Raw genomic sequence first — 14,337 nt, 5'->3', positions numbered from 1 at the left:
GGTAGCTCCGCTACAAGGACCTTCCGGCGCCTTGCGATCGCACGCACCGGACACCGCCCGCTGATCGGACCCCACTTCTGTCCGGAGCTCTTATCGGTTTTCCGATACCTCTACCCGCTCGGCACCGATCGCGCGCGTCGGCCGCGCCGAATGATCCGGCGGCGAACGCTCCGGATGGCGCGCGCGGGCCCCGTGGCGGTTCGGCTCCGGGCCCATGGGTACCCGGGAGGTCCCACCGGCGGACACACCCCGGCGACGGAGGGAGCGCGGCACGATGAGGGCAGTGACGTGGCAGGGCAGACGAGATGTGCGCGTGGAGGACGTGCCCGACCCGACGATCCAGGAACCGACGGACGCCGTCATCCGCATCACCTCCAGCGGCCTGTGCGGTTCCGACCTGCATCTCTACGAGGTGCTCACCCCGTTCATGACACCGGGCGACATCCTCGGCCATGAACCCATGGGCATCGTCGAGGAGGTCGGCGCGGGGGTGCCGGACCTGATGGCCGGCGACCGGGTGGTGGTGCCGTTCCAGATCGCCTGCGGCAACTGCTGGATGTGCCTGGAGGGACTGCCGACCCAGTGCGAGACCACCCAGTGCACCGGCGAGGGCATGGGCGCGGCCCTGTTCGGCTACACCCGCCTCTACGGCGCGGTGCCGGGCGCCCAGGCCGAGTACCTGAGGGTGCCGCAGGCGCAGTTCGGCCCGATCAAGGTCCCCGAGGGACCGCCCGACGACCGGTTCGTCTATCTGTCCGACGTCCTGCCCACCGCCTGGCAGGCGGTCGCCTACGCGGGACTCAAGCCGGGCGCCGACATCGCGGTGCTCGGTCTCGGGCCCGTCGGCGAAATGGCCTGCCGGGTGGCCCAGGTACGCGGCGCCGGGCGGGTGTTCGGCGTGGACCTGGTCACGCGGCGGCTGATGCGGGCACGCGAGCGGGGCGTGGAGACCTTCGACCTCAGGGAGTTCGACAGCGAGAAGGAACTGCTCACCGCGATCCGCGACCGGACCGCCGGCCGGGGCCCCGACGCCGTCATCGACGCGGTCGGCACGGAGGCGCACGGCAGCGCGGTCGCCCGGCTCGCCCAGCAGGCCGCGACGATGCTGCCCCCCAGGATCGGCGGCCCCCTCGCCGAGCACTTCGCCGTGGACCGGCTCGCCGCCCTGCACACCGCCATCGAACTCGTGCGCCGAGGCGGCACCATCTCGATCGTGGGCGTGTACGGCGGCACGGCAGACCCGGTCCCGATGCTCACCCTGTTCGACAAGCAGGTCCAGATCAGGATGGGCCAGGCCAACGTCCGCCGGTGGAGCGACGAGATCATGCCGTACCTGACGGACGAGGACCCGCTGGGCGTCGACGACTTCGCCACCCACCGGCTGCCGCTGAGCGAGGCACCCGAGGCGTACGAGATGTTCCAGCGCAAGGAGGACGGCGCCGTCAAGATCCTCATGCACCCGTGAGGATCCCCGCGAGGCCGTGACGGGATGCGCCCGGGTCCGGCTCGGGCCGGTACCGGGACCCGCCCCGGGCCCGGACCGGTACCGGGACGCGCTTCGGGTCCGGGCTCCGGGCCCGGCTCAGGCCGGTGACCCGAGGATCTCCGCGAGGTCGTGGCGCACCGGTTCCTCCAGCTGCGCGTACGTGCAGCTCTCCGGCGTACGGTCCGGGCGCCAGCGGCGGAAGCGTGCCGTGTGCCGGAAACGCGCCCCGTTCTCCATGTGGTCGTACGCCACCTCGGCCACCCGCTCCGGCCGCACCGGCACCCAGGACAGGTCCTTCCTGCCCGACCAGCGGCTGGGCGCGCCGGGCAGCCGGGCCGTGTCGTGGGCGGTCTCGTCCGACCAGGCGGCCCACGGATGCCCCTGGACGTCCGTGAGCCGCAGCGGCTCCAGTTCCTCCACCAGTTCGGCGCGCCGTTTCGTCGCGAAGGCCGCGCACACGCCGACGTGCTGGAGGGTGCCCCGGTCGTCGTACAGGCCCAGCAGCAGCGAGCCCACGACGGGACCGCTCTTGTGGAACCGGTAGCCGGCGACGACCACGTCCGCCGTCCGCTCGTGCTTGATCTTGAACATGGCGCGTTCGTCCTGGCGGTAGCGCAGCGTCAGCGGCTTGGCGATCACACCGTCCAGACCGGCCCCCTCGTACTGCTCGAACCACCGTTGTGCCACCTCGACGTCCGTGGTCGCGGGCGCCAGGTGCACCGGCGCCGTCACCCCGGCCAGCGCCCTGGTCAACAGGGCCCGCCGGTCCGTCAGCGGCAGGTCGACCAGCGACTCGTCGGCGAGCGCCAGCAGGTCGAACGCGACGAACGACGCGGGCGTCCGCTCGGCCAGCGTGCGCACCCGGGAGGCGGCCGGATGGATGCGCTCACCGAGCGCGTCGAAGTCGAGCCGGCCCTCCCGGGCGATCACGATCTCCCCGTCGACCACGCACCGCTCGGGCAGCCGCTCCGCCAGTGCCGCGACCAGCTCGGGGAAGTACCTGTTCAGCGACTTGCCGGTGCGGCTGCCGAGTTCGACCTCGGCGCCGTCACGGAACACGATCGCCCGGAAACCGTCCCACTTCGCCTCGTACTGCATGCCCGGCGGGATCCTGGTCACCGACTTGGCGAGCATCGGCTTCACGGGCGGCATGACGGGCAGATCCATGCTCCGATTCTGCGCGCACCCGTCCCGTGACGCCCGGTGTGCGGGGCGGCGGCGGTCGGCCTACCGTGGCCGCATGGGTGACGCGGTGGAGCTGGAAGCGGGCGGCCGGACCGTACGGCTGTCCAGCCCGGACAAGATCTTCTTTCCCGAGCGCGGCTACACCAAGCTGGACCTCGCCCAGTACTACCGGGCCGTCGCGCCCGGCATCCTGCGCGCCCTGCGCAACCGCCCCACCACTCTGGAGCGTTACCCCGACGGCGTGACGGGCGAGTCCTTCTTCCAGAAACGGGCCCCTGAGAACATGCCCGACTGGATCCCGACCGCCCACATCACCTTCCCCAGCGGCCGCAGCGCGGACGAGATGTGCCCCACCGAGGAGGCCGCCGTCCTGTGGGCCGCCCAGTACGGCACGCTCACCTTCCATCCCTGGCCGGTACGCCGGGACGACGTCGACCACCCCGACGAACTCCGCATCGACCTCGACCCGCAGCCCGGCACCGACTACGACGACGCCGTCCACGCCGCCCACGAACTGCGGGCCGTCCTCGACCAGTTCGGCGGGCTGCGGGGCTGGCCCAAGACCTCCGGCGGCCGGGGACTGCACGTCTTCGTGCCCATCGAACCCCGCTGGACCTTCACCCAGGTCCGGCGGGCCGCGATCGCCGTCGGACGGGAGATGGAGCGCCGGATGCCCGACCGGGTGACGGTCAAGTGGTGGAAGGAGGAGCGCGGCGAGCGCATCTTCCTGGACTACAACCAGACGGCCCGGGACCGGACGATCGCCTCCGCCTACTCCGTACGGCCCCGCCCGGACGCCCCCGTCTCCGCACCCCTGCGCTGGGACGAGGTCGGCGAGGCGCACCCCCGGGACTTCGACCTCATGACGATGCCCGCCCGCTTCGCCGGACTCGGCGACGTGCACGCCGACATGGACGACCACGCGTTCTCGCTGGAAGCCCTCCTCGACCTGGCGGCGAAGGACGAACGCGACCACGGCCTCGCCGATCTGCCGTACCCGCCGGAGTACCCGAAGATGCCGGGCGAACCCAGACGGGTCCAGCCGAGCCGGGCCCGGCACGAGGAGCCGGGTCAGGCCTGAGCGCTTGGAGCTCCGCTGCGAGAGCGCTCTCACCGATCTTTGGGGCCGGGGCTATCCTGATCCGCAATCGACGGTGAGGAGTCCCGAGATGACCGAGACAACCGCCCGTCCCACGCTGGAGGCGGTGGCCGCGCGGGCCGGCGTCTCCCGGGCCACCGCCTCCCGGGTGGTCAACGGCGGCGACGGGGTGCGCGAACCCCTCGTCGAGCGGGTCAGGCGGGCGGTGGACGAACTCGGCTACGTCCCCAACCAGGCCGCCCGCAGCCTGGTGACCAAACGGCACGACGCGATCGCCGTCGTCATCGCCGAGCCGGAGACCCGCGTCTTCGCCGACCCCTTCTTCGCCCTGCAACTGCGCGGCATCAGCAAGGAGCTGACGGTCCACGACAGCCAGCTCGTCCTGCTGCTCACCGAGGGCCGCGACGACCACGCCCGCGTCGGCCGCTACCTCGCCGGCGGCCATGTCGACGGGGCCCTGGTGTTCTCGCTGCACCTCGACGACGCGCTGCCCGGACTGATCCAGGGCGCCGGAGTGCCGACCGTGTTCGGCGGCCGCCCCGGCTGGGGCGACGGCACACCCGGTCCGGTCTACGTCGACAGCGACAACCGGGGTGGCGCCCGGGCGGCCGTGCGGCACCTCGTCGGACTCGGCCGCACCCGGATCGCGCACATCGCGGGCGCCCTCGACCAGACGTCCGCGGTGGACCGGCTCGACGGCTTCCGGGACGTCATGCCGGACGCCGACCCGGGGATGGTCGTCGAGAGCGACTTCACCCCGGCCGGCGGTGAACGCGCGATGCGTGAGCTCCTCGACCGCTGCCCGGACCTGGACGGCGTGTTCGCGGCCAACGACCTCACCGCCGCGGGCGCCCTGCGCGTCCTGCGCGAACGCGGGCGGCGGGTGCCCGAGGACGTCGCCGTGATCGGCTTCGACGACATGCTGCCCGTCGCGGAGCAGACCGACCCGCCGCTGACCACGATCCGCCAGGACATAGAGGAGATGGGCCGTCTGATGGCCCGTCTGCTGCTGCGCCGCGTCGACCGCGGCACCACCGGTGGGACCGACGCGGCCACGCCGGCCGCCGTGGTCCTGCCTACGACCTTGGTGCGTCGCGCCTCCGCCTGACCCGGACCCCGGAGCGGCGCGGGACCGGTCAGAGCTGCTGCTGCGCGCTCCGGATCACCGCGAAACGGGCTCCGGACGGATCGGCCAGCTTGGCGATCCGGCCCACGTCCGGCACGTCCGTGGCGGGCATCCGGACCGTGCCGCCCAACTCCTGCGCCTTGGCCACGGCCGCGTCCGTGTCGGTCACCTCGAAGTACGGCAGCCAGTACGGGCCGGTCGCGGCCTCCGTGGGGTCGTCGGCGAGCGGGACCAGACCGCCGAACATGGCGTCCTCACCGCCGACGGCGGGGTTCAGACAGGTGTAGGTGCCGCCGGGGAACGGCACCGCCGAGGTCTCGTGGCCGAGCACCTTGTGGTAGAACGCGGCAGCCGCCGCGATGTCCGGCGTGTACAGCTCGACCCAGCACAGCGAACCGGTCTCCTCGGCCACGTCCACACCCTTGATGCGGCCCGGCTGCCAGAGGCCGAACTGCACCCCGGCCGGGTCCGCGAGGATCGCCATGTGGCCCTGGCCCATGACGTCCATCGGCGGGTGCAGTACACGGCCGTGGGCCTGCTCCGCCGTCTTCGCGGTGGCCTCCACGTCCGGGCTCTGGAAGTACACGTTCCAGGACGGCGGCCCCTGTTCCGCGGTGGTCTGCATACCGCCGGCCGCGGTCCTCCCGCCGAGCTGGAAGAAGCCGTAGCCACCGGCCTCGGGGCCCGCCGAGACGAACTGCCAGCCGAACAGGGCGGCGTAGAAGGCGGTGGCGCCCTCGAGGTCGGACGTGCCGAGGTCGATCCAGTTCGGGGAGCCGTCGACGAAACTGGTGGTGAGCATCTACGCCCTCCTTGAAGGGGGTCCCGGTGCCTGCACTGCCGAGTCTTGCACCGCCCACTGACACCCGCTGCCGCAGCGACCCGACGGAGCGGGGCACGACGACGGCGGACACGGAGATCACCTTCCGTGACGGCGGATGCTCCGATTGTTCCTCCCGGCTCCGCGCGCCGCCGTGCGCCACGGCGGCGCGCGGGAGGATCATCGGTCGGCCGGAGCCGTCGGACCGCCGCGTTGATCCGGCGTTGATCGAACGTTTTTCGCCGCCCGGCACGATCCTGACCATGCAGATCGACACCATCGCCACGCCCGACCTCGCCTGGCAGGCCAGGGCTCTGTGCGCGCAGACCGGGGCGGACTTCTTCTTTCCCGAGCCGGGCAGCTCGGTGCGTGAGGCGAAGCGCATCTGTGGCATGTGCGAGATGCGCTCCGCCTGCCTCGACTACGCCCTCGCCAACGACGAGCGCTTCGGGGTCTGGGGCGGCCTGTCCGAGAAGGAACGGCTCCAGCTCCGGCGCACGGCCAACTGAAAAACCCTGTGTTCCACCGCCGCCCGGCCGGTTACGATCATGGCGCGTCCGGACGTAGAGCAGAGGCAGACTCGCCGCCTTGTCAGGGCGGATACGCCGGTTCGAATCCGGTCGTCCGGACGCACTGACGGCCCCGTGGAGCAGAGGCAGACTCGCCGCCTTGGCAAGGCGGATACGCCGGTTCGAATCCGGCCGGGCCCACGGTACGACGGACATGGGGCGGGCGGGACGGATGGGCGAGCTGATCACCGGGTCGGACACGGAGGCGGACACCGGGGCGATCATCCGATCGGACACCGGGTCGCAGACCGGGACGGCGATCGAGACGGCGATCGACGCGGTCGGCGGGGCGGAGACCGAGTCGGCCCCCGTAGCCGTCACCGAAGCCCTCACCGAGGCGGAACTGGCCGCCTTCCACCGGACCGTGGGCAAGCTGCGGGCGCTGCCCGTCGACGACGTCCGCAGGCTGCGGGCGGAGCAGGTCGCCGCGTCCTTCGCCCGCGACGGACGGCTGCGGCGCCGCAAGACGCGCAGCACCGAGGTCTCGGCCGCCGACGCGGCGGCGATGGCGGCCACCGCGACCGGCGCGGCGGACCGGCGCGAGGACGCGCCCCTGGCCGCACCCGGCAGCGGCGGCAGCTTCCACAGACCGCGTACCTGTTATGTCTGCAAGGAGCCCTATCGACAGGTCGACTCCTTCTACCACCGGCTCTGTCCACGGTGCGCCGAGGACAACACGACCCGCCGGGCCCTGAGCACCGATCTCGGCGGCCGTCGCGTGCTGCTCACCGGCGGCCGGGTCAAGATCGGGTTCCAGCTGGCCCTGATGATGCTGCGCGACGGCGCGGACGTGCTCGTCACCTCCCGCTTCCCGCACGACACCGTGCGCCGTTTCAGGGCCGCGCCCGGCAGCGCCGAGTGGCTCGACCGGCTCACCGTGCTCGCCGTCGACCTGCGCGACCCACGCCAGGTGCTGGGACTCTGCGAGGAACTGCGCCGAACGGGCGAGCCGCTGGACATCCTCGTCAACAACGCGGCGCAGACCGTGCGCCGACCGCCCGAGTCGTACGGGCTGCTCGCCGCCGGCGAGTACGACGCCCTGCCCGAGGGCGCCCGGCAGGCGCCGGGCTTCCGCCCGATGCGGATGCTGGAGGGCTCGGCGGCCGCCGTGCCCGCCGCCCTGCGGGAGGCCGACGAGGCCGGGCTGCTCCCGGACCCGTCCCCGGAGAACTCCTGGTCGGCGCGGCTCGGCGCCCTCGACCCGGCCGAGGTGCTGGAGACCCAGCTGGTCAACGCCCTCGCCCCGGCCCTGCTGTGCGACCGGCTGCTGCCGCTGCTGCTCGCCTCTCCGCACCCGCGCCGCTACGTCGTCAACGTCACCGCGGTCGAGGGCCGGTTCGCCGTACGCAACAAGACCGCCGGCCATCCGCACACCAACATGGCCAAGGCGGCCCTGAACATGCTCACCCGCACCAGCGCCGCCGAACTCGCCGAGCAGGGCGTGCACATGTGCGCCGTCGACACCGGATGGATCACCGACGAGAACCCGGCTCCGAAGAAGTCCCGGATGGCCCGGGCGGGGTTCCGCACCCCGCTGGACATCGTGGACGGAGCGGCCCGCGTCTACGACCCGATCGTGCGGGGCGAGTCAGGCGAACCGCTGTCCGGGGTGTTCCTCAAGGACTACCGAGAAGCGGAGTGGTGAGCACCGTCCGGGTTCCGGTCCGGGCGCCGCATCGTTGTGAACACCTCGGTCCAGAAACGCTGTTGTTGCGCCGACGCGCCCACCAGATAGGTCGCGCGCAGCTTCGCCGGCAGCAGCGGGACCAGCCGGGACACCGCGGCACGGTGCTTCTTCAGCTGTGACAACTCCGCGTTGGCCAGCAGCTGATGGACGATGTCGCTGTCGTCGCCGCCCTCGTCCGAGTGCCCGGCCGCGCGCCGCAGCCGGGCCTCCCAGGCGTCGATGTCGCGGGCGAGCTCCCGCAGACCGGTGACCGGACGGCCACGGAACCGGTCGATCGGCGCGGTGAGCGGTACCGGCGCGTACTCGCCGTCCCCGAGATAGACCGTGGCCATCTCCAGCGGCAGCCCGCGGCGGTGCAGCTTGATCAGCCGCTCCATGGTGCGCTTGGTGATCCAGGCCCGGCCCTCGTCGTCGATGTCGTGCTTCCACCACTCCAGGACCGTCTCCGCGTCCGCCCCGTAACGGGCGAGCAGCCACTCGTTGGCCGGGATGTCGTCCGGTTCCACCTCCAGGGACGCGGTGAACCGGGACGCCTGGGCCGAGGTTCCCCCAGATCCGCGAGGTCCGCGCCGGGCCGTCCTCGCTGCGGTGCATCAGGTCGAGCAGTTCGCGTTCCGCTCCCGCGTGCCCGCGCCGGGCCGCCAGCAGGGAGTTGAGCAGCACCGAGGACACGACCGTTTCGACGGTCTCCGGGTCGGCGGGCACCCCGCCCTCCGCCAGATGCACGCACAGCCGCCGCTGCGGGACCGGCGGATGCCGCATCCGCTTCAGCTCGCCGTGGACGCGCAGGTCCGTGGCGATGAACGCCTCGTAAGCGACGGGCTCCAGGTCGTGCGCCGTCAGGTCCGCGCGGTAGGCCTCGTACACCTCGCGCGGGTCGACCCCGGTGGGCCGGCCGTTCAGTGCGGGCAACGCCGTCCGGCCGAGGCGGACCAGCGCCACATGGTTGACGGACACCTCGGCCGCCAGCTCGAACACCGGGTCGTCGCGCAGTTCGGGTTCGGCGTACAGATGCCGGTGCACCAGGTGGCGAGCCTCGTGGAACAGCACGAACTTGACGCCGTCCAGGCCCAGTCGGACGAAAAAGTCCGGGTTGAACAGCAGCAGACAGGTGCCGTCGCCGGAGGCGACCACGGCCGCCGTGTCCACCGCGGTCGTCGGGATCTGGTGGTGGCACTTGGCGTACAGCCAGGACGCCACCGCCGACTCGGTCAGGCCGAAGTCCAGCAGGGCGGCCTCCTTCAGCCGCCGTGCCTCCGCGACCAGCGCGGGATCCGCCGGACGGTACCGCTCCAGCGCCCTGCGGTCGGCCAGGTCCACGACCGGGGGACGCCGACGCCCCCGCTCCCCGTACGCCATCGCGTGCCCCCGTTCCCCCGTGCGGCGCGCCACGTGCCATGGGCCCTGTGTCCCCGTGCCGCATGGCATGTGACCGCGTGACTCATTGGTACCAGCCCGCACCGACAACGGGCGAAGGCATTACGCTCGGGCCCCAAGGGCGGGGTCGTAGCGCAGAGGCAGGCGCACCGGTCTCCAAAACCAGAGCACGCTGGTTCGAATCCAGCCGCCCCGCCCCCCCCGCCACCGCCGCCGGTTCAGGCGATGGCGCCCGCGGTCGCCACCAGTTCGGGGGCGGTGCCGTGGAAGGTGGGTATTAGTTGTGCCAGCACCGCCCAGGCCTCCTCGCGGTCGCCCAGGTGGTCGTGCACGAGCGGGCGCAGGGCGTCCCGGGCGGCGCCCAGGCGCGCCGGGAACAGGGTGTGGCCCAGGGACAGCAGCCCCAGTACGCGCGCGGCGGGGCCGTGCTCCGTCGCGTACTCGGCGGGGCCGCTCAGGATTCCGGCCTGCCGCACGCGGTGGGTGAACTTGCGATGGGTGCCGAAGCCGGCGCGCAGCGCGGGCGGACAGTCGGGTCGTACGGACAGGGCCCAGCGGGCGTAGCCGGGCAGCGGACGCTCCCGGTCCGCGTCGGCGACCTCCTGCCAGGCCGGGCGCTCCACGACCATGGAGGCGGCCGCACGTCCCGCTTCCATGGAGGTGACCGCGCGCAGGGCGCCGACCAGGCCGAAGCGGGTGAAGCTCTCGGGCACCGGGGGTTCTTGTCCGTGCAGCGCGGGGGCGACGGGCACCGGCTCCGTACGACCGGGGCCGAACGGCACACCGCGGACGATGGCCCGGCGGATGCCGTCGTTCGCCGGCAGGTGCCGCCACACCACGGTGTTCAGCTCGGGGTCGTCCTCCTCCAGGACCCACAGCAGCATGGACGCGGGCACCGGCGGCCACGTCCACATGGACAGCAGCCGACGCTGTGCCGTCGGGGACCGGTCGGGGCGGGACAGGCCGATGCGCCGGCGGATCCGCCTGCCGGTTCTGTTCTCGACCAGGCCCACCAGGAAGTCGACCGCCTGCTGGGAGGTGCTGTCGTCACGCATGGCGGCATGATGCCGCAGGTCCGCGGCGGGCCGCACCGGGAATTCGGCCCGCCGCGCGCGTGCGGTCAGCCCGCGGCCCGCGCCGCCATCCGCGCCTTGCGGGCCGCGAGCTTCTCGTCGAACTTCAGGGCCTCCGCGTCGAGGCCGCCCATGAACAGGCCGAGCTCCTCCTGCGCCTGGAGACCCTCGGGGCCGAGGCCGTCGATCTCCAGGACCTTCAGGTGACGCAGGACGGGCTGGATGACGTCGTCGTGGTGGATGCGCAGGTTGTAGACCTCACCGATGGCCATCTGCGCGGCGGCCCGCTCGAAGCCGGGCATCCCGTGACCGGGCATCCGGAAGTTCACGACGACGTCCCGCACCGCCTGCATGGTCAGGTCGGGGGCCAGTTCGAAGGCCGCCTTCAGCAGGTTGCGGTAGAAGACCATGTGGAGGTTCTCGTCGGTCGCGATACGGGCCAGCATGCGGTCGCAGACCGGGTCGCCGGACTGGTGTCCGGTGTTGCGGTGCGAGATGCGGGTCGCCAGCTCCTGGAAGGCGACGTACGCGACCGAGTGCAGCATCGAGTGACGGTTGTCCGACTCGAAGCCCTCGCTCATGTGTGCCATGCGGAACTGTTCGAGCTTGTCCGGGTCCACCGCGCGCGAGGTGAGCAGGTAGTCCCGCATCACGATGCCGTGCCGGCCCTCCTCGGCGGTCCAGCGGTGGACCCAGGTGCCCCAGGCGCCGTCCCGGCCGAACAGAGAGGCGATCTCGTGGTGGTAGCTGGGGAGGTTGTCCTCGGTCAGCAGGTTCACCACCAGGGCGATCCGGCCGATCTCCGTGACCTTGGACTGCTCCTTGCCCCAGGCCTCGCCGTCCTCGAAGAGGCCGGGGAAGTTGCGGCCGTCGCTGAACGGCACGTACTCGTGGGGCATCCAGTCCTTGGCGACCTTCAGGTGACGATTCAGCTCCGTCTCGACGACCTCCTCCAGCGCGTACAGGAGCTTGGCGTCTGTCCACGCGGCAGAGCTGCCGAGGTGAGGGGAGGTGATCGTCACGGGTAACTCCAGGGGACGCGGTGCACGGTCGAACGGTCCGGCGAGCGGTGCCGGAACTTACGGAATCGTAGGCTACGAGGCCGTAGGTTACGTTGCCGTAGGTTAAGTTCTGCGTAAAGACCGCTGATCAGGCCGCCTTTTTCCGTGAAATCCGAACTGTTTCCCGTGGTCGGGTTCAGGGCGGCGCGACAGCCCCGGGAGGGGTGATTCCCGGGGCTGGACGGGTGATGTTCACCTGAACGGCGGTATCGCGGTAACGGGAGATGTGTCAGGTACGGGAGATGTGGGACGTAAGGGGTGTGCGGGGCGCACGGGGTCAGACGTAGAGGTCCCGCAGACGCACCGACAGGCAGGTCACGCAGCCTTCGAGCTTCTCGAACTCGCTGATGTCCACCACGACCACCTCATGACCCAGGTCCGTGAGCAGCTCCGCCGTCTTCGGCGCGCTCGCGGCCATGAGCAGCTTGCCGCCGCCGAGCAGCACCACGTGCGAGCCGGACTCCTCGGGCACCGGGAGGAAGCGGGGGAACAGCGAGGGCTGGTCCACGTTCGGGATGTGCCCGAGGACCGTCCCGTCGGGCAGCGCGGTGACCGCCGACTTCAGGTGCAGCACCTTGCTCACGGGCACGGACACGACCCGCGCGCCCAGCGGCTCGAAGGCGGCGCGCAGCTGCTGCACGCCGGCCGCGTTGGTGCGCCCGCCCCGGCCGACGTAGACCGTGTCGTCGATCTTCAGGACGTCGCCGCCGTCCAGCGTGCCCGGCTCCCAGATCCAGTTCACCGAACAGCCGAGCCGTGCCACGGCCTCCTCGACCCCGGCGGTCTCCTCGCGCCGGGCCTCGGCGCCGGGCCGGGCGATCACGGCGACGTTCCGGTACATGACCACCGTGTCCTCGACGAACACGGAGTCGGGGCAGTCGTCGGCCGGCTCCACCTCGACCGTCTCCCAGCCGTGCGCCCGGAGCGCCGCCACGTACGCCTCCCACTGCTCGGCCGCGAGCTCGACGTCGGGCTGCTCACGTTCGATGTGTGTCACCAGGCCTTCGGCGAGGCGCGGACCGGGGCGGCGGACGAGGGCCTTCTTGCTGGGCACGAGGAGTCTCCGTATCCACTGTGTAGTCGGTGTCCATGATGCGGCGCAGGCTGGACATCATGCAGCGCGCACGGGCGCGGGCAGAACCCTCGGGGACAGGATGTGGCACTCCTGAGACACGGCCGCGCCCGGCCTCCCGGGAGGACCGGGAAGCCGGGCAGGGCCGCTAACCGATCTCCTCCGGCGTGATCTCCCGCAGCTCCCCGTCCAGCAGCAGCCAGCGCGTGATGCCCAGGGACTCCAGGAACGCCAGGTCGTGGGAGGCCACGACCAGCGCGCCCTCGTAGGACTCCAGCGCCGTCGTCAGCTGCCGGACGCTCGCCATGTCGAGATTGTTCGTCGGCTCGTCGAGCAGCAGCAGCTGCGGCGCGGGCTCCGCCAGCATCAGCGCGGCCAGGGCCGCCCGGAAGCGCTCGCCGCCGGAGAGCGTTTCCGCCTGCTGGTCGGCGCGGGCCCCACGGAACAGGAAGCGGGCCAGCCGGGCCCGGATCTGGTTGTTCGTGGCGCCCGGCGCGAACCGGGCCACGTTCTCGGCGACGGTCAGCTCGCCGTCGAGTACGTCGAGCCGCTGCGGCAGGAAGCGCAGCGGGACATGCGGCTGTGCCTCGCCCGAGACCGGCGTCAGCTCTCCGGCGACGGTGCGCAGCAGCGTCGTCTTGCCCGCGCCGTTGCGCCCGATCAGCGCCACCCGCTCCGGACCGTGCAGGTCGAGGCCACCGGCCACGCTCGCACCGTACGCGAGTTCCAGGTCCCGCAGGGTGAGCACGGTCCGGCCCGGCGGTACGGCCGTGTACGGCAGGTCGACGCGGATCTCGTCGTCGTCCCGTACGGCCTCCACCGCGTCGTCGAGCCGGTCGCGCGCCTCGGAGAGCCGTTCCTCGTGCATGATGCGGTGCTTGCCCGCGGACTCCTGTGCCGCGCGTCTGCGCGCCCCCATGACGATCTTCGGTTCTCGTTTCTGCTCGTACATCTTCTGGCCGTACCGCTTGCGCCGCGCCAGTTTGACCTGCGCGTCGACCAGTTCGCGCTTCTGCTTGCGCAGATCGGCCTCCGCGACCCGCACCATGCGCTCGGCGGCCTCCTGCTCGGTGGCCAGCAATTCCTCGTACGACGAGTAGGTGCCGCCGTACCAGACGATCTCGCCGGAGCGCAGGTCCGCGATCTGGTCGACCAGTTCCAGGAGTTCGCGGTCGTGGCTGACCACGACCAGGACGCCGGGCCAGGCGGAGACGGCCGCGTAGAGCCGCTTGCGCGCGTACAGGTCGAGGTTGTTGGTGGGCTCGTCGAGGAGGAGGACGTCCGGCCGGTCCAGCAGGAGCGCGGCCAGCCGCAGCAGCACGGACTCGCCGCCCGACACCTCGCCGATCGTGCGGTCCAGGCCGATGTGGCCGAGACCGAGTTCGCCGAGGGTGGCGAGGGCGCGCTCCTCGACGTCCCAGTCGTCGCCGATGATCTCGAACTGCCGCTCGGACGCGTCGCCCTTCTCGATGGCGTGCAGCGCGGCGCGCCGGGCGGCGATGCCGAGGGCCTCGTCGACCTTGAGGGCGGTGTCGAGCGTGACGTTCTGCGGGAGGTAGCCGACGTCTCCCGCGATCCGGACGGATCCGTCGGCCGGGACCAGCTCCCGGGCGATCAGCTTCAGCAGGGTCGACTTCCCCGAGCCGTTGACGCCGACGAGACCGGTTCTGCCGGGGCCGAAGGAGGCGTCCAGGCCGTCGAAGACGGACGTGCCGTCGGGCCAGGCGAAGGAGAGGGACGTACAGGTGAGGGATGCGGACATACAGGCCTCGCGGTTGCTTG

Annotated in this window: 11 protein-coding genes, 3 tRNA genes and 2 pseudogenes; 8 read left to right on the top strand and 8 right to left on the bottom strand. The window is 71.9% G+C overall.

Annotated features, from left to right (window positions below; translation table 11 throughout):
- Nucleotides 1-274 precede the first annotated feature (274 nt).
- On the top strand, nucleotides 275-1,465 hold the full coding sequence (locus tag ACWC24_RS36675) for a zinc-dependent alcohol dehydrogenase (RefSeq protein ID WP_450667241.1): 1,191 nt from the start codon (nucleotides 275-277) through the stop codon (nucleotides 1,463-1,465).
- A gap of 117 nt (nucleotides 1,466-1,582) precedes the next feature.
- On the opposite strand, the gene ACWC24_RS36670 is transcribed toward ACWC24_RS36675, so the two are convergent.
- On the bottom strand, nucleotides 1,583-2,653 hold the full coding sequence (locus ACWC24_RS36670; protein ID WP_450667240.1) for an ATP-dependent DNA ligase: 1,071 nt from the start codon (nucleotides 2,651-2,653) through the stop codon (nucleotides 1,583-1,585).
- 73 nt (nucleotides 2,654-2,726) lie between these two features.
- Here ACWC24_RS36670 and ligD point away from each other — a divergent pair, with 73 nt between their 5' ends.
- A complete protein-coding gene (ligD, locus tag ACWC24_RS36665; RefSeq protein ID WP_450667239.1) occupies nucleotides 2,727-3,752 on the top strand; it encodes a non-homologous end-joining DNA ligase in 1,026 nt (341 codons plus the stop codon).
- Between the two features lie 88 nt (nucleotides 3,753-3,840).
- The gene (locus ACWC24_RS36660; RefSeq protein ID WP_450667238.1) at nucleotides 3,841-4,878 is read left to right on the top strand and encodes a LacI family DNA-binding transcriptional regulator; all 1,038 of its coding nucleotides are present in this window, start codon (nucleotides 3,841-3,843) and stop codon (nucleotides 4,876-4,878) included.
- A gap of 28 nt (nucleotides 4,879-4,906) precedes the next feature.
- Here ACWC24_RS36660 and ACWC24_RS36655 read toward each other — a convergent pair whose 3' ends face one another.
- The gene (locus ACWC24_RS36655; protein ID WP_450667237.1) at nucleotides 4,907-5,698 is read right to left on the bottom strand and encodes a VOC family protein; all 792 of its coding nucleotides are present in this window, start codon (nucleotides 5,696-5,698) and stop codon (nucleotides 4,907-4,909) included.
- Nucleotides 5,699-5,979: 281 nt separating this feature from the next.
- On the opposite strand from ACWC24_RS36655, the gene ACWC24_RS36650 reads away from it, so the two are divergent.
- From ACWC24_RS36650 to ACWC24_RS36635, 4 genes are all read left to right on the top strand, one after another.
- Entirely contained in the window at nucleotides 5,980-6,225 is a 246-nt protein-coding gene (locus ACWC24_RS36650) for a WhiB family transcriptional regulator (protein WP_450667236.1), read from the top strand.
- Nucleotides 6,226-6,273: 48 nt separating this feature from the next.
- Nucleotides 6,274-6,345 (top strand) — tRNA-Asp (locus ACWC24_RS36645).
- Nucleotides 6,346-6,354: 9 nt separating this feature from the next.
- Nucleotides 6,355-6,426: transfer RNA gene (locus ACWC24_RS36640), tRNA-Ala, on the top strand.
- Nucleotides 6,427-6,439: 13 nt separating this feature from the next.
- On the top strand, nucleotides 6,440-7,930 hold the full coding sequence (locus tag ACWC24_RS36635) for an SDR family oxidoreductase (protein ID WP_450667235.1): 1,491 nt from the start codon (nucleotides 6,440-6,442) through the stop codon (nucleotides 7,928-7,930).
- Here the strand turns inward: ACWC24_RS36635 and ACWC24_RS36630 are convergent.
- Both ACWC24_RS36630 and ACWC24_RS36625 read right to left on the bottom strand, forming a co-directional pair.
- A pseudogene (locus ACWC24_RS36630) lies at nucleotides 7,909-8,511 on the bottom strand (AAA family ATPase); the annotation flags it as partial. The gene ACWC24_RS36635 and the pseudogene ACWC24_RS36630 sit on opposite strands and share 22 nt — an antisense overlap.
- Nucleotides 8,504-9,331, bottom strand: a pseudogene (locus ACWC24_RS36625) (DUF2201 family putative metallopeptidase); the annotation flags it as partial. The pseudogenes ACWC24_RS36625 and ACWC24_RS36630, both read right to left, overlap by 8 nt.
- Nucleotides 9,332-9,470: 139 nt before the next feature.
- On the opposite strand from ACWC24_RS36625, the gene ACWC24_RS36620 reads away from it, so the two are divergent.
- Nucleotides 9,471-9,546, top strand: a tRNA-Trp gene (locus ACWC24_RS36620).
- 21 nt (nucleotides 9,547-9,567) lie between these two features.
- Here ACWC24_RS36620 and ACWC24_RS36615 read toward each other — a convergent pair.
- The 4 genes from ACWC24_RS36615 to ACWC24_RS36600 all read right to left on the bottom strand — a co-directional run bounded on the left by ACWC24_RS36615 (nucleotide 9,568) and on the right by ACWC24_RS36600 (nucleotide 14,317).
- Entirely contained in the window at nucleotides 9,568-10,404 is an 837-nt protein-coding gene (locus ACWC24_RS36615; RefSeq protein WP_450667234.1) for a hypothetical protein, read from the bottom strand.
- Nucleotides 10,405-10,469: 65 nt separating this feature from the next.
- A complete protein-coding gene (locus ACWC24_RS36610) occupies nucleotides 10,470-11,444 on the bottom strand; it encodes an acyl-ACP desaturase (RefSeq protein ID WP_450667233.1) in 975 nt (324 codons plus the stop codon).
- Nucleotides 11,445-11,760: 316 nt separating this feature from the next.
- Nucleotides 11,761-12,537: a dimethylargininase gene (ddaH, locus tag ACWC24_RS36605; protein ID WP_450667232.1), complete on the bottom strand. Its 777-nt coding sequence runs from the start codon at nucleotides 12,535-12,537 to the stop codon at nucleotides 11,761-11,763.
- A gap of 166 nt (nucleotides 12,538-12,703) precedes the next feature.
- Nucleotides 12,704-14,317, bottom strand: coding sequence for an ABC-F family ATP-binding cassette domain-containing protein (locus ACWC24_RS36600; RefSeq protein ID WP_450667231.1), 1,614 nt, complete (start codon nucleotides 14,315-14,317; stop codon nucleotides 12,704-12,706).
- Between the last annotated feature and the right edge of the window lie 20 nt (nucleotides 14,318-14,337).

This window comes from Streptomyces sp. NPDC001443, assembly GCF_053597355.1.
This window is presented reverse-complemented; position numbering and strand designations above follow the sequence as displayed.

Coding starts and splice junctions, on each gene's coding strand:
- ACWC24_RS36675 (WP_450667241.1), top strand. CDS start 275: ATGAGGGCAGTGACGTGGCAGGGCAGACGAGATGTGCGCGTGGAGGAC.
- ACWC24_RS36670 (WP_450667240.1), bottom strand. CDS start 2,653: ATGGATCTGCCCGTCATGCCGCCCGTGAAGCCGATGCTCGCCAAGTCG.
- ligD (WP_450667239.1), top strand. CDS start 2,727: ATGGGTGACGCGGTGGAGCTGGAAGCGGGCGGCCGGACCGTACGGCTG.
- ACWC24_RS36660 (WP_450667238.1), top strand. CDS start 3,841: ATGACCGAGACAACCGCCCGTCCCACGCTGGAGGCGGTGGCCGCGCGG.
- ACWC24_RS36655 (WP_450667237.1), bottom strand. CDS start 5,698: ATGCTCACCACCAGTTTCGTCGACGGCTCCCCGAACTGGATCGACCTC.
- ACWC24_RS36650 (WP_450667236.1), top strand. CDS start 5,980: ATGCAGATCGACACCATCGCCACGCCCGACCTCGCCTGGCAGGCCAGG.
- ACWC24_RS36635 (WP_450667235.1), top strand. CDS start 6,440: ATGGGGCGGGCGGGACGGATGGGCGAGCTGATCACCGGGTCGGACACG.
- ACWC24_RS36615 (WP_450667234.1), bottom strand. CDS start 10,404: ATGCGTGACGACAGCACCTCCCAGCAGGCGGTCGACTTCCTGGTGGGC.
- ACWC24_RS36600 (WP_450667231.1), bottom strand. CDS start 14,317: ATGTCCGCATCCCTCACCTGTACGTCCCTCTCCTTCGCCTGGCCCGAC.